21 protein-coding genes and 1 tRNA gene are annotated in these 19,797 nt (G+C 70.7%); 7 read left to right on the forward strand and 15 right to left on the reverse strand.

Going from position 1 to position 19,797, the window contains the following annotated elements; translation table 11 throughout:
* Nucleotides 1–29 precede the first annotated feature (29 nt).
* Nucleotides 30–689 carry a TetR/AcrR family transcriptional regulator gene (locus LR393_RS08070; RefSeq protein ID WP_231482849.1) on the reverse strand — a complete coding sequence of 220 codons (660 nt, stop codon included), beginning with the start codon at nucleotides 687–689 and terminating at the stop codon, nucleotides 30–32.
* A 124-nt stretch (nucleotides 690–813) separates the two neighbouring features.
* On the opposite strand from LR393_RS08070, the gene LR393_RS08075 reads away from it, so the two are divergent.
* Entirely contained in the window at nucleotides 814–2,367 is a 1,554-nt protein-coding gene (locus LR393_RS08075) for a DHA2 family efflux MFS transporter permease subunit (protein WP_231482851.1), read from the forward strand.
* An 84-nt stretch (nucleotides 2,368–2,451) separates the two neighbouring features.
* On the opposite strand, the gene LR393_RS08080 is transcribed toward LR393_RS08075, so the two are convergent.
* Nucleotides 2,452–2,946 carry a YajQ family cyclic di-GMP-binding protein gene (locus LR393_RS08080; protein ID WP_231482852.1) on the reverse strand — a complete coding sequence of 165 codons (495 nt, stop codon included), beginning with the start codon at nucleotides 2,944–2,946 and terminating at the stop codon, nucleotides 2,452–2,454.
* A 151-nt stretch (nucleotides 2,947–3,097) separates the two neighbouring features.
* On the opposite strand from LR393_RS08080, the gene LR393_RS08085 reads away from it, so the two are divergent.
* Nucleotides 3,098–3,179: transfer RNA gene (locus tag LR393_RS08085), tRNA-Tyr, on the forward strand.
* Between the two features lie 50 nt (nucleotides 3,180–3,229).
* Here the strand turns inward: LR393_RS08085 and LR393_RS08090 are convergent.
* Complete coding sequence (locus LR393_RS08090) at nucleotides 3,230–3,841, reverse strand: FMN-binding negative transcriptional regulator (protein ID WP_345718758.1); 612 nt, start codon at nucleotides 3,839–3,841, stop codon at nucleotides 3,230–3,232.
* A 150-nt stretch (nucleotides 3,842–3,991) separates the two neighbouring features.
* On the opposite strand from LR393_RS08090, the gene LR393_RS08095 reads away from it, so the two are divergent.
* Nucleotides 3,992–4,558, forward strand: coding sequence for an NUDIX domain-containing protein (locus LR393_RS08095; RefSeq protein ID WP_231482854.1), 567 nt, complete (start codon nucleotides 3,992–3,994; stop codon nucleotides 4,556–4,558).
* Here the strand turns inward: LR393_RS08095 and LR393_RS08100 are convergent.
* A complete protein-coding gene (locus tag LR393_RS08100; RefSeq protein ID WP_231482855.1) occupies nucleotides 4,555–5,433 on the reverse strand; it encodes a dioxygenase family protein in 879 nt (292 codons plus the stop codon). The two genes, LR393_RS08095 and LR393_RS08100, sit on opposite strands and share 4 nt — an antisense overlap.
* A 195-nt stretch (nucleotides 5,434–5,628) precedes the next feature.
* Between LR393_RS08100 and LR393_RS35080 the strand changes: the two genes are divergently transcribed.
* On the forward strand, nucleotides 5,629–6,912 hold the full coding sequence (locus LR393_RS35080; protein ID WP_269326823.1) for a glycosyl hydrolase: 1,284 nt from the start codon (nucleotides 5,629–5,631) through the stop codon (nucleotides 6,910–6,912).
* A gap of 138 nt (nucleotides 6,913–7,050) precedes the next feature.
* Nucleotides 7,051–7,467, forward strand: coding sequence for a hypothetical protein (locus LR393_RS08110; RefSeq protein ID WP_231482856.1), 417 nt, complete (start codon nucleotides 7,051–7,053; stop codon nucleotides 7,465–7,467).
* Nucleotides 7,468–7,521: 54 nt separating this feature from the next.
* Here LR393_RS08110 and htpX read toward each other — a convergent pair whose 3' ends face one another.
* From htpX to LR393_RS08150, 8 genes are all read right to left on the reverse strand, one after another.
* Nucleotides 7,522–8,382: a zinc metalloprotease HtpX gene (htpX, locus tag LR393_RS08115; protein ID WP_231482857.1), complete on the reverse strand. Its 861-nt coding sequence runs from the start codon at nucleotides 8,380–8,382 to the stop codon at nucleotides 7,522–7,524.
* 105 nt (nucleotides 8,383–8,487) lie between these two features.
* Nucleotides 8,488–10,059, reverse strand: coding sequence for an NADH-quinone oxidoreductase subunit N (locus LR393_RS08120; protein WP_231482916.1), 1,572 nt, complete (start codon nucleotides 10,057–10,059; stop codon nucleotides 8,488–8,490).
* The gene (locus LR393_RS08125) at nucleotides 10,059–11,561 is read right to left on the reverse strand and encodes a complex I subunit 4 family protein (protein WP_231482858.1); all 1,503 of its coding nucleotides are present in this window, start codon (nucleotides 11,559–11,561) and stop codon (nucleotides 10,059–10,061) included. Before LR393_RS08125 ends, LR393_RS08120 begins: the two co-directional genes overlap by 1 nt.
* On the reverse strand, nucleotides 11,558–13,480 hold the full coding sequence (locus tag LR393_RS08130; RefSeq protein ID WP_231482859.1) for an NADH-quinone oxidoreductase subunit 5 family protein: 1,923 nt from the start codon (nucleotides 13,478–13,480) through the stop codon (nucleotides 11,558–11,560). The genes LR393_RS08125 and LR393_RS08130 overlap by 4 nt, the downstream gene beginning before the upstream one ends.
* Entirely contained in the window at nucleotides 13,477–13,854 is a 378-nt protein-coding gene (gene nuoK, locus LR393_RS08135) for an NADH-quinone oxidoreductase subunit NuoK (protein WP_231482860.1), read from the reverse strand. The genes LR393_RS08130 and nuoK overlap by 4 nt, the downstream gene beginning before the upstream one ends.
* Nucleotides 13,851–14,402 (reverse strand): NADH-quinone oxidoreductase subunit J family protein, encoded by a 552-nt coding sequence (locus LR393_RS08140; protein ID WP_231482861.1) that lies wholly within the window; start codon nucleotides 14,400–14,402, stop codon nucleotides 13,851–13,853. The genes nuoK and LR393_RS08140 overlap by 4 nt, the downstream gene beginning before the upstream one ends.
* Nucleotides 14,399–15,019 carry a 4Fe-4S binding protein gene (locus LR393_RS08145; RefSeq protein ID WP_231482862.1) on the reverse strand — a complete coding sequence of 207 codons (621 nt, stop codon included), beginning with the start codon at nucleotides 15,017–15,019 and terminating at the stop codon, nucleotides 14,399–14,401. Before LR393_RS08145 ends, LR393_RS08140 begins: the two co-directional genes overlap by 4 nt.
* A gap of 49 nt (nucleotides 15,020–15,068) precedes the next feature.
* Nucleotides 15,069–15,707, reverse strand: coding sequence for a TetR/AcrR family transcriptional regulator (locus LR393_RS08150; protein WP_231482863.1), 639 nt, complete (start codon nucleotides 15,705–15,707; stop codon nucleotides 15,069–15,071).
* A 558-nt stretch (nucleotides 15,708–16,265) separates the two neighbouring features.
* On the opposite strand from LR393_RS08150, the gene LR393_RS08155 reads away from it, so the two are divergent.
* Together LR393_RS08155 and LR393_RS08160 are read left to right on the forward strand one after the other, a co-directional pair.
* Nucleotides 16,266–16,733, forward strand: coding sequence for a VOC family protein (locus LR393_RS08155; protein WP_231482864.1), 468 nt, complete (start codon nucleotides 16,266–16,268; stop codon nucleotides 16,731–16,733).
* Entirely contained in the window at nucleotides 16,730–17,215 is a 486-nt protein-coding gene (locus LR393_RS08160; protein WP_231482865.1) for a GNAT family N-acetyltransferase, read from the forward strand. Before LR393_RS08155 ends, LR393_RS08160 begins: the two co-directional genes overlap by 4 nt.
* On the opposite strand, the gene nuoH is transcribed toward LR393_RS08160, so the two are convergent.
* Genes nuoH through LR393_RS08175 form a run of 3 tightly spaced genes read right to left on the reverse strand, consistent with a single transcriptional unit; the run spans nucleotide 17,212 to nucleotide 19,774 of the window.
* Nucleotides 17,212–18,186 carry an NADH-quinone oxidoreductase subunit NuoH gene (gene nuoH, locus LR393_RS08165; RefSeq protein ID WP_231482866.1) on the reverse strand — a complete coding sequence of 325 codons (975 nt, stop codon included), beginning with the start codon at nucleotides 18,184–18,186 and terminating at the stop codon, nucleotides 17,212–17,214. The two genes, LR393_RS08160 and nuoH, sit on opposite strands and share 4 nt — an antisense overlap.
* Entirely contained in the window at nucleotides 18,183–19,211 is a 1,029-nt protein-coding gene (locus LR393_RS08170) for an NADH-quinone oxidoreductase subunit C (RefSeq protein WP_231482867.1), read from the reverse strand. The genes nuoH and LR393_RS08170 overlap by 4 nt, the downstream gene beginning before the upstream one ends.
* Nucleotides 19,208–19,774: an NADH-quinone oxidoreductase subunit B gene (locus LR393_RS08175; protein ID WP_269326897.1), complete on the reverse strand. Its 567-nt coding sequence runs from the start codon at nucleotides 19,772–19,774 to the stop codon at nucleotides 19,208–19,210. Before LR393_RS08175 ends, LR393_RS08170 begins: the two co-directional genes overlap by 4 nt.
* Between the last annotated feature and the right edge of the window lie 23 nt (nucleotides 19,775–19,797).

Raw genomic sequence — 19,797 nt, forward strand, 5'->3', positions numbered from 1 at the left:
CGCCCCGCCCGGACTGCCGTCTTCGCAGCTCAGGCCGGTACCGGCGGCCCGTCCGGGTCGGGGAAGACCAGAGTCCCGGGTACCGCGAATCCGCGAAAGACCATGCGCAGCAGTTGCCGGTAGCCGACCTCGGCATCGCCCGAATTCCGCCGCCCGGCCAGCTCCAGCGCGACCGCGCCGTGCACCGCGCTCCAGACCTGCTGGGCGATCAGCTCCGGGTCACCCGCGGTGAAGTACCCGGCCGCGATCAGCCCGGCCACGCGGTCGACGAGCACGGCGAACGATCCGTCGAGGCAGGCCGCCAGTTCGGGCGAGAGATCTTCACCCCCGAGCCGGTCGCCGAACATCAGGGCGTAGTGCGACCGGTGCGAGAGCGCGTACTCCCGGTACCGCACCCCGGCCAGCCACATCCGGGTGATCGCGTCGGTCTCCCCGGGGGCCGCGATCGCCTCGGTCAGCCCCGTGAACCCTCGCATCAGCAGCGCCCCGACCAGACCGTCCTTGCTGCCGAACCGGTTGTAGACGCCCATCGGTGCCACGCCGGCCTCGGTCGCCACCGCCCGCACGGTCACGCCGCCCGGCCCCTCACGCACCAGGACCGCCTCGGCGGCATCCGTCAGCGCCGCCTCCAGATCCCGGCTGGAAGTGCGCGCTCTTCTGCCCTGACCAGCAGCTTTACGTTCGCTCAACGTCGTCCTCCGCTCTGCTCCGACCGCGCCCATCCTCCCCCACGCAACCGGACGGGTTGACGAACGGGGGAACTTATTAGAACGTTGTGCCATAACTATAGGACATTGTTCTAAGGAGTTGGCCGTGCCCGAGGAAGCCCCGATCCCCCACCGCTGGTGGATGCTCGCCGTGCTGTGCCTGAGCGTGTTGCTGGTCACGGTCGACAACACCATCGTCAACGTCGCCCTCCCCACCCTGAGCCGGGACCTCTCGGCCTCGACCAGCGGACTGCAGTGGATCGTCGACGCATACACGCTGGTCTTCGCCAGCCTCCTGCTGCTGACCGGCCACCTCGGCGACCGCTTCGGCCGGCTGCGCACCCTGCAGGTGGGCCTGGTGCTCTTCGGGCTGACCTCGTTCGCCGCCTCGCTGGCCACCGGCACCGAGCAGCTGATCGCCGGGCGCGCCGCGATGGGCGTGGCCGCGGCGCTGATCTACCCCGCGACCCTGGGCCTGCTCACCAACATCTTCACCGACGCCCGGGAGCGGGCCACGGCCATCGGCATCTGGGCCGGCATCTCCGGCCTGGCGGTGGCGATCGGGCCGGTCAGCGGGGGTGTGCTGCTGGAGCACTTCGACTGGAGCGCGGTGTTCCTGGTGAACCCGCCGATCGTGGTGATCGCCCTGGTCGCCGGCCGGCTCCTGCTGCGCGAGTCCCAGGACCCGCACACCGCAGGCTTCGACCTACTCGGCGCCCTGGGCTCGGTCGCCTTCACCGCCACGCTGGTGTGGACCCTGATCGAAGCCCCGAACCAGGGCTGGACCTCACCGGCCACGATCACCGGGTTCGTCGTCACCGCCGTGCTTCTCGTGGCGTTCGTCACCTGGGAGGCCCGGCACCCGCAGCCGCTGCTCGACGTGGCCCTGTTCCGGAACCCGCGTTTCAGCGCCGCCAGCGGGGCGATCACCGCGGCGTTCTTCGCGCTCTTCGGCTTCATCTTCCTGATCACCCAGTACTTCCAGGCCGTACAGGGCTGGAGCGCGCTCCGCTCGGGCCTGGCCACCCTGCCGTTCGCCCTGGTCACCGGGGCCCTGTCGCCGGTCGCGATCCTGTTGATGAAGCGCCTGGGCACCACCGTGGTGGTGGCCGGCGGCCTGGCGCTGATGTCGGCCGGCTTCTTCCTGGCCTCCACGGTGACCCTGGAATCGCACTACTGGGGCTCGATCATCGCCGCGATGGCGCTGATGGCCGGCGGCCTGGCGATGAGCACCGGCCCGGCCACCGACGCCATCCTCGGGGCCCTGCCGCGGGAGAAGGCCGGCGTGGGCTCGGCCGTCAACGACACCACCCGCGAGGTCGGCGGCACCCTCGGCGTGGCCGTGCTGGGTTCGGTGATGAGCTCGTTCTACGGCAGCCACGTGCACGACACCCTGCTCGGCCTGGGCGTCGGCGGTGAGGCCGCGGACAGCGCCCGGGAGTCGGTGATGGCCGGTCTCGGGGTGGTCTCCGGGCTGCCCGCGTCGGTGGCCGGGCCGGCCACCACCGCCGTACGGCAGTCGTTCATCGACGGGCTCCAGGCCGGATCGCTGATCGCCTCCGGCGTCGCCGCCCTCGCGGCGGTCGCCGCGGCCCTGCTCCTGCCGGCCCGGCACCGGGACGAGGTGAGCGATCAGGTGACTGAGCTCACCCCGGTGTGACCCCCGGACGCCGCGCCGGCCGAGATGGACGCGAGGACGCCGCCGGTGGTGCCGGCGGCGTCCTTCCTCCGGTTCGCGGAAACCTCAGCGGTAGTTCACGAACTGCAGGGCGACGTCCAGGTCCGCGCCCTTGAGCAGCGCGATGACTTCCTGGAGGTCGTCCCGGTTCTTGCTGGAGACGCGCATCTCCTCGCCGGTGATCTGGGACTTGACGCCCTTCGGGCCCTCGTCCCGGATGATCTTGCCGATCTTCTTGGCGATCTCCTGGCTGAGACCCTCCTTGATCTCGGACTCCATCCGGTACTCCTTGCCGGAAGCCTTCGGCTCGCCGGACTCCAGCACCTTGAGCGAGACCCCGCGCTTGATCAGCTTGCTCTGGAACACGTCCAGGACCGCGGTCACCCGCTCCTCGCTGTTCGCCTTGATGACGACCGTCGTCTCACCGCTCCACTCGATCGAAGCGCCGACGCCCTTGAAGTCGTACCGCTGGGCGATCTCCTTCTCCGCCTGGTTGAGCGCGTTGTCGACCTCCTGCCGGTCGACCTTGCTGACCACATCGAACGACGAATCGCTGGCCAAGAGAAGCTCCTTGATGCTTGCTAGTGGGTTGTTCACAGAGGATCGCACCGGGTGCGCGCCGGCCCCGGAGGGAACGGATGCGCGAAACACCCGCGATCCTTGCTATCCTCGCATCCGCCGGACGGGCTTACGGGCCCGCACGGTGGAGCACGGCCGGTTGCCCGAGTGGCCAAAGGGATCTGACTGTAAATCAGACGGCTCAGCCTACGCAGGTTCGAACCCTGCACCGGCCACGTGCACCAGAACGGCCCCTGACCTCGTCAGGGGCCGTTCTGCTTTGGCCTCAGTGCCCCACCATCCGGGCCCCGTCCACATCACCCTCGGCCCGCAGCCCCGCCGCGACGCCCTGCCGATCCGCCTCCGGCTTGTTCTGGCCGAACTTGGACTTCGCCTCGATCCGGGTGATCCGCATCTCGACCCCGACGACCGCGCGCAGCTGCCCGGCGACGAAGGCGGCCGGGGCGTCGTCGAACTTCCACGGCTTCTCGCGGCCGGCCTCGTGCTTGTCCGTGAGCCGGCGCACCAGCGAGTCGAGCCAGGCCGGGTCGTCGTGCCAGACCAGCTCGCCGTACACGTGGGCGGTGAGGTAGTTCCAGGTCGGCACCACCCGGCCGTGCTCGGCCTTGGAGGCGTACCAGGAGGGTGTGACGTAGTGGTCGGGTCCGCGCACGATCACCAGCGACTCACCGGTCGCCGGCTGCTGCCAGTGCGGGTTGTTGCGGGCCACGTGCCCGAGCAGGGCGCCGTGCCCACCCGCGGCGGGCTCGAACAGCAGCGGGAGCAGGGTGGCGACCAGTCCCTGCGCGGTCGGGGTGATCAGGTCGGCCGCGCCGTGGCGGTGCAGGAGATTGCTCACCTGCTCGTCATCGGCGGCGAAATACGTGGGGACGTACATGGGCACGATCATGCGCGGGTCACCCTGGGCGGTCCACGGCCAATCGGGAGAGGCTGGCCGGGGAGGGTGTGGGTCGATCCGGTGAACTCCTGCGCGCGGACGGGCTGTCAGCTTGCCCGCCGGGATCGGGGAGGTGTTCGATCGATCATCGTGACCACCGGCGATTTCGTGACCGACCTGCCCAGCCTCGATGACGACCTGCTCACCGAGGGTGCGCCCGAGGCCGAGTTCAACCCGGGCATCTCGTCCCGGCTGCCGTCGAAGAACGTGGCGGCGGCCGCCCTGATCCGGGACGGGCAGGGCCGGGTGCTGCTGCTGGAGGCCGTCTACAAGCCCACCTGGGTGATGCCCGGCGGCGCGGTGGAGGACAACGAGGATCCACGCCTGGGCTGTGCCCGGGAGCTGACCGAGGAGCTCGGGCTGGAGCGCGAGCCGGGTCGGCTGCTGGTCGTGGACTGGGTGCCGCGCCACGGGGTGTGGCGCGACCAGATCCAGTTCGTCTTCGACGGGGGCGTGCTCGACCAGGCGGCGATCGACGGGCTGGTGCTGCAGGAGAGCGAGCTGCGGGCCGCCCGTCTCGTGGCTCCCGCGGACCTGGGGAGCGCCCCGCTCACGCCCTCGCTGACCCGCCGGTTGCAGCAGGCGATCGAGGCGCAGGAACGGGGCACCACCGAGTACACGACCTACGGCCGCCCGGGCCGTCAAGCCACCCGTTAAGCCACCTGGAACGAGCGCTTCGACAGGCCCCACATGTAGCCCTCGATGGTCGTGGTGACCGGGGCCTCGGGGTTCGAGGCCGCGCCCAGGGTGATGAACGCGGGCACGAAGTGCTCGACGGTGGGGTGGGAGTAGGGCAGGCCGGGAGCGCGCTTCAGGTAGTTCATCAGCGTGTCCACGTCGCCGCGGGCCAGTGCGTCCTGGGCCCAGGCGTCGAAGTCGGCCGACCAGCCGGGGATCTTGCCCATCATCGCGTCGCGGGTCAGGAACGGCAGGCCGTGCGTCATGAAGCCGGAGCCGATGATCATGACGCCCTCCTCCCGCAGCGGGCGCAGGCGACGGCCGAGGTCCAGCAGCTTCGCCGGGTCGTGCGTCGGGATACTCAGCTGGAGCACCGGCACGTCGCCCAGCGGGTACATGACCTTCAGCGGCACCCAGGCACCGTGGTCGAGGCCGCGGCTCTGGTGCTGGTGCACCGTCTCGACGTCCGGGAAGACCGACGCGACCAGGCGGCCCAGTTCCGAGGCGTCGGGTGTGCCGTACTGCATCTCGAAGTAGCGCCGGGCGAACCCGCCGAAGTCGTAGACCAGTGGGGTGTTGGCGAACGGGCTGGTCAGGCTGAGCGGCGCCGACTCCCAGTGCGCGCTGATGATCAGGATGCTCTTCGGCTTGGGCATCCGGCGGGCCCAGGCGTGGAGCTGGTCCATCCAGTCGCCGTCGTCGAACAGCGGGGGCGCCCCGTGGGAGAGGTACAGCGCGGGCAGCGCGCCGTCCTGCGGGGTCCAGGGTCGCTGGGCCCGGCTGGTGGCCAGCGCCCCGGGAAGGAAGGCGTCGAAGGCCGCACCGGGTGCTGTGGGATCCACCGTGGTCGTCATGTACTTGACGATAAAAGCATTTAGTTGAACGGTCAAGCATTGGACGAGAGCAGTCGCGGCCGTCCGGGTGACCCGGATCGGTGGTTCCGTGGTGCGGCCGTGAATCATCACTGCCACTCTCAGCGGAATCACCGTGATCACGGGGCACTCTCAAGGCCGGAAGAAGCGCCCGATCCGTCGAAAGGCTTTGCGACCATGCGTGCCACGCCCTCTGATGACGCCCCGCGTCCCGAGGCCCCTCCCGAAGGCCGGCACGCCGCGTCCGCAAGCGACCCCGCGACGCCGGCCACGGCGTCCACCATGGGCGAAGGCGACCTGCCGACCCGACCGGTGCCCGTCGGCCCCGCCGGTACCGAACCGCCCCGGCCCCCCGGGCCACCCGCGTCCCCTGCTCCGACCGGCCCGAATCGCCGGCTGCTCCTCGGAGCCGGCGCCGCCGCGGCCGCGCTGGCCCTGATCGGCGTGATCTTCGTCGCCACCCGCGGCCCGGACGACGGCGACAGCGGCGCCACGCCCACCGCGAGCGCGTCGGCCTCGGCCGCCACTACCTCGGGTACGAAGTTCGGCGTGTTCAAGCAGACGTCGGCGGACGAGGTGGCCGCCTACGAGCAGTGGCTCGGCACGGACGTCAGCTACGTGGTCGACTTCTCGGCCCGTGAGACCTGGGACAACATCGCCGACCCGCAGTACCTGCTGGACGAGTGGAAGGACACCCCGTACCGGCTGGTCTACGCGGTGGCGATGCTGCCCACCGACGGCAGCGGCAACCTTCGGTCGGGCGCGAACGGGGAGTACAGCCAGTACTTCCAGACCCTGGCGCAGAACCTGGTCGCGGGCGGTCAGGAAGACGCGATCCTGCGGGTGGGCTGGGAGTTCAACCTGTCCGACTGGCCCTGGGCCTCGAAGGACTCGGCGAGCTGGAAGAGCTACTACCGCAACATCGTCGAGACGATGCGGGCGGTGCCGGGGGCGAACTTCGAGTTCGACTGGAACGTCAACAACGGCTCCAACGCCTACGACGCGGCGGATTACTACCCCGGTGACGACGTGGTCGACTACGTCGGGGTGGACGCCTACGACGTGTCGGGCAAGGCCTATCCGTACCCGGACACCTGCGACAGCGCCTGCTACGTGAAGCACCAGAAGCGGGCCTGGGACGAGTCCGTCTACGGCGGGGACCGGGGCCTGAAGTACTGGTCGAGCTTCGCCCAGGAGCACGGGAAGCGACTCACCCTGCCGGAGTGGGGGGTGTGGCAGCGCCCGGACGGCATCGGCGGCTCGGACGACCCGGACTACATCCAGCGGATGTACGACTTCATCACCGACCCGGTCAACAACGTGGCGTACGCCTCGTACTTCGAGTACGACTACAGCGACGGCTCGGGCGGGCAGCACAGCCTGGAGAACTCGTTCCCGAACAGCGCGGCGAAGTTCAAGGAACTGTTCGTCCCGCTCTACCGGGGGTCCACGTCGTCGTGAGGAACGCTGCCTGCACGTAGCAGTGCCTCGTCCGGGCTAAGATCCTTCCGGACCTTTGTGAAGCAGTCGTAAAGATCCATTTCCTGGCGGGACCCCCCTAATCCTCCCGCCCTGTGATGGATGGGGAAGTACGACTGCATGACGACCACAGGCCGTCCGCCGAGGCCCGACACCGCCCAGCCGGAGAGGCTCCAGAGTTCCACTCCTCTGCGTGAGTTACTGAACACCATGATCGGCCTGCTGCTCGGCGAGATCGGTGACGGCGTCGAGACCGACCACCTCAGGCGATACGTGGGTCCGCTGACCATGTGCCTGGCGCTGGACCGGGATCTCGACGACCAGGCCGGTCAGGCCCGCGACGCGGTGTCGCAGGTCCAGATCCAGCAGATGAGTGATCTGGCGACCGGGATGATCATGGCGCGGCTGGGATGCGACGCGTCCACCGCCCGCACCCTGCTCGCGGGGTGGCTGGACAAGAAGGGGCTGGAGTCGGCCTCCCTGACGCCCGCCGAGGTGAAGTCCCTGCTGGAAGAGCCGGATCTCGAGAAGTTCTGAGATACGACGAAGCCCCCGGAGCGACGGCTCCGGGGGCTTCGTCTGTTCACTTCCTCAGCGGCGGTAGCCGGCCATCGACTCCAGCCGGGCGATGCGCTCGGCCATCGGCGGGTGGGTGGCGAAGAGCTTGGCCACGCCACCCCCGCGGAACGGGTTCGCGATCATCATGTGGCTGGCGTTGACCAGTTCCCGCTCGGGCGGGAGCGGCAGCTGCCGGGTACCCATCTCCAGCTTGCGCAGGGCCGAGGCCAGCGCCAGCGGGTCGCCGGTGAGCTTGGCGCCGTCTTCGTCGGCGTCGTACTCGCGGGTGCGGCTGATCGCCATCTGGATGATGCCGGCGGCCAGCGGGCCGAGAATCGAGAAGGCGATCATGGCGATGAAGTTCGGTCGCTCGTCGTCGTCACTGCCGCCGAAGAAGAAGGCGAAGTTGGCGATGAACGTGACCGCGCTGGCCAGGGCACCGGCGATCGAGGCGGTGAGGATGTCGCGGTTGTAGACGTGCATCAGCTCGTGGCCGAGCACACCCCGCAGCTCCCGCTCGTCGAGGATCTGGAGAATGCCCTCGGTGCAGCAGACCGCCGCGTGCCGCGGGTTACGGCCGGTGGCGAAGGCGTTGGGCGCCTGCGTCGGCGACACGTACAGCGCGGGCATCGGCTGGCGGGCCTCGTTCGAGAGCTCCCGGACGATGCGGTACATCGCCGGCTGCTCGGCCTCACTGACCGGTCGCGCCCGCATCGAGCGGATCGCCATCTTGCCGGAGTTCCAGTACTGGTAACCGCTGATGGCCAGCGAGATCAGCAGCGCGATGACCAGACCGGGACCCTTGGCGAAGATCCCACCGATCAGCATCAGAAATGCTGCCATCCCGCCCAGCAGGATCGCGGTCTTCAGCCCGTTGAAATGACTATGGCCCATTTCGGCGCTCCCTGACTCCTCTCGATCGGTGCCACCGGGCACCGTCAGGAAACTCAACGGTATCCGGCTTGATCACGTTCCCGGTGCTTCGGTGTTGCCGACGCCTCAGCGCAGGAGATCGGGCAACAGCCCGGCGATCGTCCCGGCACCGATGGACAGACCTACACAACCTGCCGCCGCTCCACCCAACACGATCCCTTCCGCGGGGCGCAGGCGCCACCTGGGGGTCGCCTGATCGGTCGTGGCGAGCAGGAGCGCGGTCCAGCGCAGGTAGTAGGCCAGGGCCAGGGCGACGTTGAGGGCCGCGACCACGGCGAGCGGCCACAGCTGGGCGTCCACCACCGGGCGCAGCGCCACCACCTTGGCGATCAGGCCCATCACCCCCGGAGGGAGCCCGGCCAGGCAGGCCAGGGCGAACGCCAGGACGGCGCTCGCCACCGGTTCGGTGCGGGCCAGGCCGCGGTAGGCCTCCAGGGTGTGTTCCTCACCGGCCCGGTGGTGGCGCGCGACCAGCACCACCACGGCGAACACGGCCAGACCGGCCACCACGTAGGCCAGCAGGTAGCCGAGCGAGGCGGCGACCGCCTCCCGCACGCCGTCGCGGGTGGTACCCGAGGCGGCCAGCGGCAGGACCACCCAGCCCGCCTGGGCCACGGTCGACCAGGCCAGCAGCCGCACGGCCACCTGCTGCCGCAGAGCCACCAGGTTGCCGGCGGTCATGGTCAGCGCGGCCAGCACCCCGATCAGCGGCGCCCAGGCGTCGTGCAGCGCCGGCAGCCCGATGCCCAGCAGCACCGCGGCGGCGGTCAGCCCGGCGGCCTTGGAGACGGTGGACAGCAGCGCGGCGACGGGCAGCGGGGCGCCCGCGTAGGTGTCGGGCGTCCATTGGTGGAACGGCACCAGCGAGATCTTGAACCCGATGCCCGCGAGCGCGAACATCGCCCCGGCCACCGCGACGACGAGCACCTTCTCATCCGGGTCGGAGGCGAGGACGTCGGCGATGCGGGAGAGGTAGAGCGAGCCGGTGGCCAGGAAGAGCAGGCCGATGCCGAGCAGGAGCAGGCCGAGGGAGGCGATGGCGGTGAGGAGCAGGGTGACGGCGGCCTGGGCCCCCTGGGCGTCGCGGCGCAGGGCGATCAGGCCGATCGCCGGGAGGGTCGCGGTCTCCAGGGCGACGGTGAGGGTGGCCAGGTCGCGGGCGCCGGCCAGGGCGGTGGCACCGGCCACGGTGGCGAGCAGCAGGGTGTGGTGGGCGGTGCGGTCTTCGGCGCCCGGGCCGTCGAGGGCCAGCAGCAGGCAGCCGATCGCCGCCACCAGCACGATCGCCTGCCCGGTGAGGGTGAGGTCGGAGACCAGGTAGGAGCAGCCGAAGCCGACGTCGGACGGGCTCAGGCTCTCGGGCAGGGGTGAGGGTCCGCTCAGGCCGGCCGTGCCCACCACGACCCCGATGGAGCAGGCCGTGGAGCGTTCGGTGCCCTCGAGCGCCAGGTAGGCCACGCCGCCGGCGGCGGTGAGCAGGCCGGCCAGGGTGACCAGGTTCAGCAGGGGCTTCACCGGCCGGACGGCGTCGATCAGGAGCACCAGCAGCAGCGCGACCACGGGGGCGATGACGGGGAGCAGGGCCACCGCGTCGATCCGGGGGACGCCGGTCAGCGTCCCGGTGATGTCGGTGAGCATCACGGCACCACTCCCCCGCCGGGCAGGAGCAGCCGGACCACCCCGGCGGTGGTGGACAGCAGCGGACCGGGCAGCAGTCCGAGGACGACGGTGGCCACGACCAGGGGAAGGACGACGACGGTCTCGTGGTGGGTGGCGTCGGGCAGCCCGGCCTGGTCCGCGGGGGGCGTTCCCTGCCAGATCAGCCGCAGCACGCGCAGCCAGTAGGCGGCGGCGATCGCGGTGCCGACCGCGGCGATCACGGCGTAGGGGCGGTCGAGGGCGCCGAGTGCGGAGGACTGCCAGGCCCCGGCGATCGCCAGCAGCTCGCCCCAGAACACGGCCAGGCCGGGCAGACCGAGACCGGCGACCGCGCCTAGGGTGAGCAGCCATCCCAGCCGGGGCAGCCGGTCGCGCAGGCCGGGTCCGAGAACGCTCAGGTCGGCGCTGTGGTGGCGGTCTTTCAGCGCCCCGACGACGAAGAACAGCAGGGCGCTGACCACGCCGTGCGCGATGTTGGCGTAGAGCGCCCCCTGCAGGCCGGTCGGGGTCATCGAGGCCACGCCGAGCAGGACGAAACCCATGTGCGCCACCGACGACAGCGCCACCAGCCGCTTCAGGTCGCGCTCGGTCAGGCAGGCCAGCCCGGCCCAGACGATGCCCACCACCGCGAAGCCGCCGAGCCAGGGCGCCACGTTCTGCAGGCCGGCGGGCAGCACCGGCACGGCCACCCGCACCAGGCCGTAGGTGCCGAGCTTGAGCAGGATCCCGGCGAGCAGGACCGATCCGGCGGTCGGGGCGATCGTGTGGGCCGGGGGCAGCCAGGTGTGCAGCGGCCACATCGGGGTCTTCACGGCCAGGCCGAGCACGATCAGGCCGGCCGCCACGGTCTGCGTGGTCACCGACATACCGGCGCCGCCGCGCTCGATCAGCTCGGTCAGGTCGGAGGTGCCGGTGCGGGCGATCACCAGGATGATCCCGAGCAGCATGAGCGCCGAGCCGGTGGCGGTGTAGAGCACGAACCGGCTCGCGGCGTCGTTGCGGGTCGCGGTCCCCCCGGGTTGTGTCGTGTCCCCCCAGATCCGGATCACCAGCCACATCGGGATCAGCACGGTCTCGAAGGCGATGAAGAACAGCAGCAGGTCGAGCGCGGTGAAGGTGGCCAGGGACCCGCCGGTCACCGCGAGCACGCAGGCCACCAGATTCCGGTCCGGTCCCACCCGGGTGAGGTACAGGCACACGAGTACGGACAGCAGCCCGGTGAGCAGAACCAGGGGCGCGCTGACCCCGTCCATCCCCAGATGGGCCTGCAGCCCCAGCGCGGGCACCCAGTCGGTGCGCACCTCCAGCTGCATGCGGCCGAACCCGGTCGTACCCGTCTCGTAGGTGGCGAGGACGGCCAGGGCCAGGGTGACCAGGGCGACCCCCACCCCGGCCCGCACGGCGAACCGGTCCGGGAGACCCGGCAGCACCAGGGCACCGGCGAACGGGACCAGCACCAGGGCCGGCAGCAACCAGCTCATACGAGCACCATCCCGGCCACGGTGAGCACGACCGCACCGACGAGCACCCAGACCGCGTAGCCCGTGGCCAGACCGGTCTGGGTGCGGCGCAGCACCGTTCCGGCGATCTCGGTGGTGGGCCGCACGGCCCGCACGTACGCGTCCACCACGTCGCGCTCGAGCATCTGCACCGTCCGCGCCAGTCCCAGCACCGGGCGCACCACCAGCGCGCGGATCACCGCGTCGAAGTAGAAGGCGTTCTCCAGCAGGGCTCTCGCTCTCACCGGCAGGGCCACGGCAATGTCCGGGGTGCCCAGGCGAGGTGCCGAGACCGCCCAGCCGACCCCCGAAAGTGCTAGCAGCGCACCAGTGATCGCGGTGCCAGGCTGGATCTCGACGCCGTGCAGCAGGTCGAACGGGGTCAGCAGCACCAGGCCGAAGGCCACGGTCGGGATCGCCAGCAGGTACAGCGGAAGCATCATGGCCACGGGCACCTGGCTGTGCCCGTGCGGGTTCTCGTGCGGTTCCTCGGTCTCGGCGTCACCCACCGCGGGCAGCACCGGGTCGCGTCCCATCGCGACGATCGCCCAGGCCCGCCCCGCGTACAGCCCGGTCAGCACGATCGTGAGCACCCCGGCGACCAGCACGGTCCAGCCCACCCAGGTGCCGGCGTGGGCGGCCTCGTCGGCGGCCGACAGCACAGCCTCCTTCGACCAGAACCCGCCGAACGGCGGGATGCCCGCCAGCCCCAGCAACCCGATCCCGAAGAGCACGGCCAGACTGCGGTGCGTGCGCCAGAGCCCGCCCATGTCGGCGAGCGCCGTCGAGCCGACGATGTGCACGATGCATCCGGCGGCCAGGAACAACAGCGCCTTGAAGGCTCCGTGCGAGAGAAGATGGAGGACGCCCGGGGCGGCGAGCGCCGTCGGGTCACCGGATCCCAGCTCCCGGTCCGAGGCCACGCAGACCGCGCCGAGCATGTACGCGACCTGGCTGATCGTCGAGTAGGCCAGCAGCCGTTTCAGGTCGGTCTGGGCCAGGGCCGCGAGCGCGGCGCCGACCATGCTGATCGAGGCCAGCACGGCGCCGGTCTGCAGGGCGCCCGGCACGGTCAGGTAGAGCGGCAGCAGCCGGGCCATCAGGAACACCCCGGCCGCCACCATGGTCGCGGCGTGGATCAGGGCCGAGACCGGGGTCGGGCCCTCCATCGCGTCCGGCAGCCAGATGTGCAGCGGGAACTGCGCCGACTTCCCCACCACCCCGGCGAGCAGCAGCAGGCCGGCCGTCAGCACGGTGCCGTGGCCGATCTCGTTCTCGGTGGCGGCGCGGTTCAGGTCGCTGATCGACGTGGTGCCCGCGCCCGCGATCAGCACCACCACGGCCAGCACCACCCCGATGTCACCGACCCGGGTGACCAGGAAGGCTTTCGCCGCAGCGGCTCTCGCGCTCGCCCGTTCGCTGTGGTGGCCGACGAGCAGGTACGAGGCCAGGCCCATGACCTCCCAGCCGATGAGCAGCAGCACCAGGTCGGCCGAGTGCACCACCAGCATCATCGCGGCGGTGAACAGCGAGACCGTCGCGGCGTAGGCCGGGTAGCGGGTCGGCGCGTCGGGCGTGCCCTCCCCCGCCAGGTAGGCCGTCGAGTAGATCTGCACGCAGAACGCGACCAGGGCCACCAGTACGGCGACCGCGGCGGAGAGCTGGTCCGAGCGCAGGGCCAGGTCGATGGTGGTGCCCCCGAGCTGGGCCCGGCCGAGGAAACCGAACGCCGTGACCGGGCCGTCGGTACCGACCAGCACCAGTTCGGCGATGGCGGCCACCAGGGCGCCGAGCGAGCCGAGCACGGCCCAGTCGCGGGCCCAGTCGCGGCCCATGAGCAGCCCCAGCATCGCCGAGGCGGCGGGCAGCACGATGCTGAGGATGGCGGCGGACTCGGTCACGAGGGTGTCTCCGTGTGCCTGGGCGAGGCCTCGCCCAGCTCCCGGACCGCGGTCAGCTCCACCGTGCCGCGGGCCCGGAACAGCAGCAGCACGATCGCCAGTCCCAGGCCGATCTCCGCGGCGGCGACAGTGATCACGAAGATCGTCATCACCTGACCGGGAATCAGCGGGTCGTGATAGGTCTGGCTGTGCTCCAGCCCGGCCAGACCGCCCGCCGGCAGGGCCGAGGCGGTCACGAGCAGCACGTTCGCGGCGTTGAGCAGGAGTTCCGCGCCGATCAGCACGAGCACGGCGTTGCGCCGGGCGAGGATGCCGTAGACCCCGATCCCCGCCAGGGCCGCGGCCAGGACAGCCGGTCCGAGCAGGTGGATCACTGGACCCCGCCGTCTTCGGTGAGGCTCTGCCCGGGACGTTTTTCCGCGGGAAGGTGCCGCGACACCGCGATCGCCGCCACCAGGGCCGCCAGCAGCAGCACCGAGAGCAGCTCGAACGGCAGCAGCCAGCCGGAGAACACGGCCCGGCCGATGTTCCGGGCGCTGCCCTGCTCGCCCTGGACCTTGACGGTCAGGTCTTGCAGGGCGTAGATCAGCGTGCCCGCCAGGATTCCGCCCACCGAGATCCCCGCGACCACGGCCGCCAGCTTCTGGCCCTTGGGCGCGTCCAGGCGGTCGCTCGGTTCCACCGGGGCCCGGGTCAGCATCAGCGCGAAGATCACCAGCACCACCACGGCGCCGACATAGACCAGCAACTGCACCAGCGCCACCACCTCGGCGCCGAGCACCAGGTACACACCGGCCAGCGCGCCCAGGCTGACCACCAGCCACAGGGCGCAGTGGACGACGCGTGAGCCGGTCACGGCCAGCAGTCCGCTCGCCGCCGCCAGCAGTGCGAGGGCGGTGAGGAGCAGATCCGGTCCGCTCACCGCTCACCCTCGGGACGGTCTTCCTCGCGCTCTTTCGCCAATGTCGCTTCGTACGCCGCAATTGCCTTGTCCGCGGCCGTTCTCGCCACCCCGACCTCCTTCGCCTCGACGGCTCCGGGGTCGGGCAGGGACGGGGGCGGGACGCTGGCCATCCAGCCCTCGAGCCGATCGCTCTCGTGCAGCAGGTCGCGGATGTCGAACTCGGCGTACTCGAACTCGGGGCTCCAGAAGAGCGCGTCGAACGGGCAGGCCTCGATGCAGATGCCGCAGTACATGCACAGCGAGAAGTCGATGGCGAAGCGGTCGAGCACGTTCTTCTGCCGGGGACGGCCGCCGGGCTCGGGGGCCGGGACCTCTTCCTTGTGCGACTCGATGTAGATGCACCAGTCCGGGCACTCGCGGGCGCACAGCATGCAGCTGGTGCAGTTCTCGGCGAGCAGGGCGATCACCCCGCGGCTGCGTGGGGGCAGGTCGGGCCGGACGTCCGGATACTCCTGCGTGTGGGTGTGCCGCACCAGGGCCCGGGCCGTGGTGGCCAGCCCGGAGACCAGACCCCCACCGACGCCGTGCCGGTGGCCGCCAGGGCTACCCGCGTCGTCGTGCTGTGGGTTGGTCACCGATGCATCTTGCCGTGTTCGACGTCACTCGCGCGACGCGCCTCACGGGTCAGCGCTGGGCGGGTGGAAGCTGCTGCACCGGGAAGACCGGTGCCGGGAGGCCCAGTTCTCTCGCGGCGTGTTCCTCGGCCCATGCTCTCGCCCTGCCCTTCGACAGCGTGCCGCGTACCTGGGTGGCGACCGTGAGCCCGTCGAGCATCACACAGATCCGCAGGGCGGCCTCCTGCGGGTCGGGGCAGGTGAACTCTCCGGCCTCGGCCCCGGCCGCCACCAGCCGGGTCAGGCCGTGGCGCCAGCGCGCGTCGTTGCGGCGGACCACCTCGCGGATCTCGTCGGTGTAGCGGCCCTCGGCCCAGGCGTCGATGTTGTGCGACCACACCTCGCGGTCGCCGGGATCGGAGGCGATCTGCTGGTAGAGCCGGATCACGTTACGCACGCGCTCGGCGTGGGTGCCCGGGCCGGCAATCGCCGCGTCCATGGCGTCCAGGTCGCGGTCGGAGGCCATCACAAATGCCTCGGAGAGCAGCCGCTCTTTGGAATCGAAATGGTAAAAGACCAGGCCGGCGCTGATTCCGAGCTCCGCTGCGACATCTGCCACCCGGGTCCGCGCGAATCCCTTGCGCCCGACCACCGCCGCCGCGGCCCGGAGAATCTCCTCGCGCCGGATCTCAGCCTGCTGCCGCGCCACGTCACCCACCTCAAGCGTGTTCCGACAAATGCCCGCGCCGGAACGTACACGCCACCGGCATGACCATCAATATTCCGATTGCGGTGGATTACGGCGCATCCGACACGGACCGATCTCCCGGCAAACCGGATCCCCGGGACCGGACGACCAATAGTGATATTAGCCGCTGTCCTTACCGGCGCCTCCGGGTCCGGCGAATCCGGTTCGGCGCTCACCCGCTCGCCATCACCCGGAGTGATGCGCCTGGGCCCTCGTACCCACGGGGGCGGGCACCCACCGCACTCATGCCCCGCTCCCGGAGGCCGCCCGCGTCCCCAATTTAGGCACCCAATGACAAAAGCGGGAGGCGCGCCGTACGACCTCCACCGCTCCGACACTCGTCATTAATTCATGCGCACGAAAAAAGTCCGACCGCATCATCCAGAACGCAACCGGACCCCTGCGCCACCGAACGGCATCGACAGTGCAGCGATAGTGCGCCATCCGTGCCGCCACACCCCTGTGGTCAGCGAATTCAGCACGAAATCCGGCTACCTCGCGAGATCGATAATTCCATTCATGACCTGCGCATTCTGTCTTTTTCCAGGCGCCCGTGGCGCCTCGGAACAGAATGCGCCAACCACTCCGAGCGGCCCGATCGCGGCCCTTCTGGCAGTATTCCCATTTGTGGAACGCGTGACGGGCATCGGGGGACTGTTCTTCCGGAGCAAGGATCCGGAGAGACTGGCCGCCTGGTATGAAGACCACCTCGGCGTGACGCCAGTGCCTTTGACGTACGAAGAAGCTCCCTGGATTTCCCAGTCCGGGCCGACCGTCTTCGCCGCTTTCGCTGACGACGCCGAGCACTTCGGGCGGCCCCAGCAGCAATGGATGGTCAATTTCCGGGTCCGTGACCTGGACGCGATGGTGACCCAGCTGCGGCGGGCCGGCATCGCCGTCGAGGTCGACGAGGAGATCTACCCCAACGGCCGCTTCGCCCGGGTGCACGACCCCGAAGGCAACCCCGTGGAACTATGGGAGCCGTGAGCAACTCCCCCGTAACCGATCTGGTCTTCCGCGACGTCCCGTTCGACAGCCCCGAAGCGGTCTCCCTGATCGCCGAGGTCCAGCAGGAGTACGTGGTCCGCTACGGCGGACCGGACGACACCCCCGTCGACCCGGCCGAATTCGCTCCGCCCACCGGCCTGTTCACCATCGCCGAGGCCGGTGGCGAGCTCGCCGGCTGCGTCGGCCTGCGTGGTAACCCCGCGGAGGGTGAGGGCTCGGTGGAGATGAAGCGGCTGTACGTGCGCCCCGGGTTCCGCCGTCACGGCCTGGCTCGGCGCCTGCTGGCCTCGGCCGAGCTGCGCGCGATGGCCCTGGGCTACACCCGCCTGATCCTGGAGACCGGCACGAAGCAGCCCGAGGCCGTGGCCCTTTACCGCAGCGCGGGCTACCAGCCGCACGCCGGCTTCGGTCTCTACAAGGACGAGGAAGGCTCGCTCCACTTCGCGAAGAACCTGGACTAGGTTCCCCGGACCACGACGACCACCGCGGTGAGGGCCAGCTGGGCCAGGGCGATGGGCACGAGCCCCGCCCAGGCCAGTCTCTGGAGCTGGTCCTCCCGCAGTCGTGGCCAGGCCACCCGCAGCCAGATCACCACGATCGCCACCAGCCCGGTCTTCAGCAGCGTCCAGAGCGGGCCCAGCGTGCCGGTGAACGGGCCGTGCCAGCCGCCGAGGAACAGCACCGCGGTCAGCGCGGACAGCACCACGATGCCCGCGTACTCGCTGAGCAGGAACAACGCGAACCGCAGCCCGGTGTACTCGGTGTAGGGACCGGCCACCAGCTCGGAGTCGGCGATCGGCATGTCGAACGGCGGACGCTGCACCTCGGCCAGCCCCGCCACCACGAACACGATCAGGGCCGGGGCCTGCCAGAACAGCCACCACCACTGCCAGGCCTCACCGATGCCCGTCAGCGACAGCGTGCCCGCGGCCATCGCCACGCTCGCCGCCGCCAGCACCAGCGGCAGCTCGTAGGCCAGGAGCTGCGCCGCCGCGCGCATCGAGCCCAGCAGGGCGTACTTGTTCCCGCTCGACCAGCCCGCCATCAGGGTGCCCAGCACCGCGACGGCGCTCGCCGCCAGCACGAACAGCAGCCCGGCGTCGACATCCGCCGCCACCCAGTCCGGGCTCAGCGGGATCACCGCCATCGCCACCAGGTAGGGCACCAGCGCCACCCCGGGCGCCAGCCGGAACACGCCCGCGTCGGCCCGGTCCGGGACGATGTCTTCTTTCTGCAGGAACTTCACCCCGTCGGCCACGAGCTGCGCCCACCCGTGGAAACCCCCGGCATACATCGGCCCCAGCCGCCCCTGCATGTGCGCCATCACCTTGTGCTCGGTCTGCCCGACCACCAGCGGCAGGGTGAGGAACGCGACCAGCACGGCCAGCGTGCGCAGCACCATCTCGGCCAGGAGACCGGCGTCGAGGGTCATGCGTCGCGCTCGGGTGGGGGTGGGGGACTGGATGCGTTCGGTTCGGACGAGCCGGCGGGGCCAGTGGTGCCGGCCGATTCAGAGACGGTGGAGGTTGTGGAGGCTTCCGTCGCATCGGCGGAGGTGGTCGTTCCGGACCTGACAGATGTGGCCGGATCGGCAGCCTCGGTCGGCCTGGCCACTCGGCTTGTCGCCCGGGCGATCCTGGCGGGGCGCTCGGGGATGCCTGCCCGAGGGGCTCGGCGTGGTGGCTCGGGGGCGTCGACTCGCGGAGCGCCGGGTTCATGGGGGCCCCAGGACGGGTCCGGGACTCCGGGGGGCAGGGTCTTGCGGCGGGTGGGGACCTTCGTGCCGGAGTCGCCTGGGTCTTTGGCGCCGGGCCAGGCCTTGGCGGCCCGGGCGGCCAGGACGAACGACTTGCGCAGCGGGGTGCCCTCGAAACCGTCGGGCAGCAGCAGTGGACGCAGCCCAGCCCCCGAGCCGTCGGAGAAGCCGGTGAAGGCCAGGCCGAACATCTCGTGGGTCTCGCGCTCGTGCCAGGCCACGCCCGGCCACAGCGACGTGAGGCTCGGCAGGTTCAGGTCTGCGTTCGGCACCCGGGTACGCAGCAGCAGGCGGCGCACCGTGCGGTCGGACGAGCCGAACGAGTCGGAACCGGCCAGGTGCAGCACCACGTCGAGCCCGGCCGGATCGCCGTCGGGCTCGTCCACCGCCGAGAGCCAGTCGAGGAAGTCGAGATCCAGTTCGTCGCGGGCGCAGGTGGCCGCCGCGACCCAGCCGGCAGCGGGGACATCGACCACCGGGGTGCCGGCGGCGTCTGCGCTCACCGTGACCAGTGGTGCCCCGGCCCTCTGATCGACCGGCCCCGCGGCTTCCGGATCGGCCCCGCGGCTGACCGGTGCGCCCTCGTGGCCTGCCCGGGCGCCCCCGCTCTCCGGGTCGGCACTGTCCGCCACCGCAGCCTTGCGCAGTGCGGCCGTGAACCAGGTCGCGAGTACGTCGCCCTCGGCGAGACGGGGGGTCACGAGCCGGAGCCCCTCGAGACCAGACCGCGGCTCAGGCTCGCCGCCCCACGCCGTCGCGATCCGTAGCGCGCGGCGAGGTTCTCGGTGGCGATCTTCTCCTGCAGCTTCACGATGCCCTGGAGCAGCGCCTCGGGGCGGGGCGGGCAGCCGGGCACGTAGACGTCGATGGGGATGATCTGGTCGACGCCCTTCGTCACGCAGTACGAATCCCAGTACGGGCCGCCGGAGTTGGAGCAGGCGCCGAACGAGATGGCGTATTTCGGCTCGGGCATCTGCTCCCAGAGCCGGCGCACGGCGGGGGCCATCTTGTCGGTGACCGTGCCGGAGACCACCATCAGGTCGGCCTGGCGCGGCCCGTTGGCGAACGGGATCACGCCCAGCCGGATGAAGTCGTGGCGGGCCATGCTGGCGGCGATGAACTCGATGGCGCAGCAGGCCAGGCCGAAGTTGAACACCCAGAGCGAATAACGCCGCCCCCAGTTCAGCACCAGCCGCAGGGGGTGTGGGGCGACGGCGTTCAGCGGGCCGAGCTCGGTGGGCACCTCGGACCGCAGCACCGGCATCGGCAGCGCGGTCTTGGGCGAGA

The sequence above is a fragment of the Kineosporia mesophila genome (assembly GCF_021129235.1).
GTDB classification, from domain to species: Bacteria; Actinomycetota; Actinomycetes; order Actinomycetales; family Kineosporiaceae; genus Kineosporia; species Kineosporia mesophila.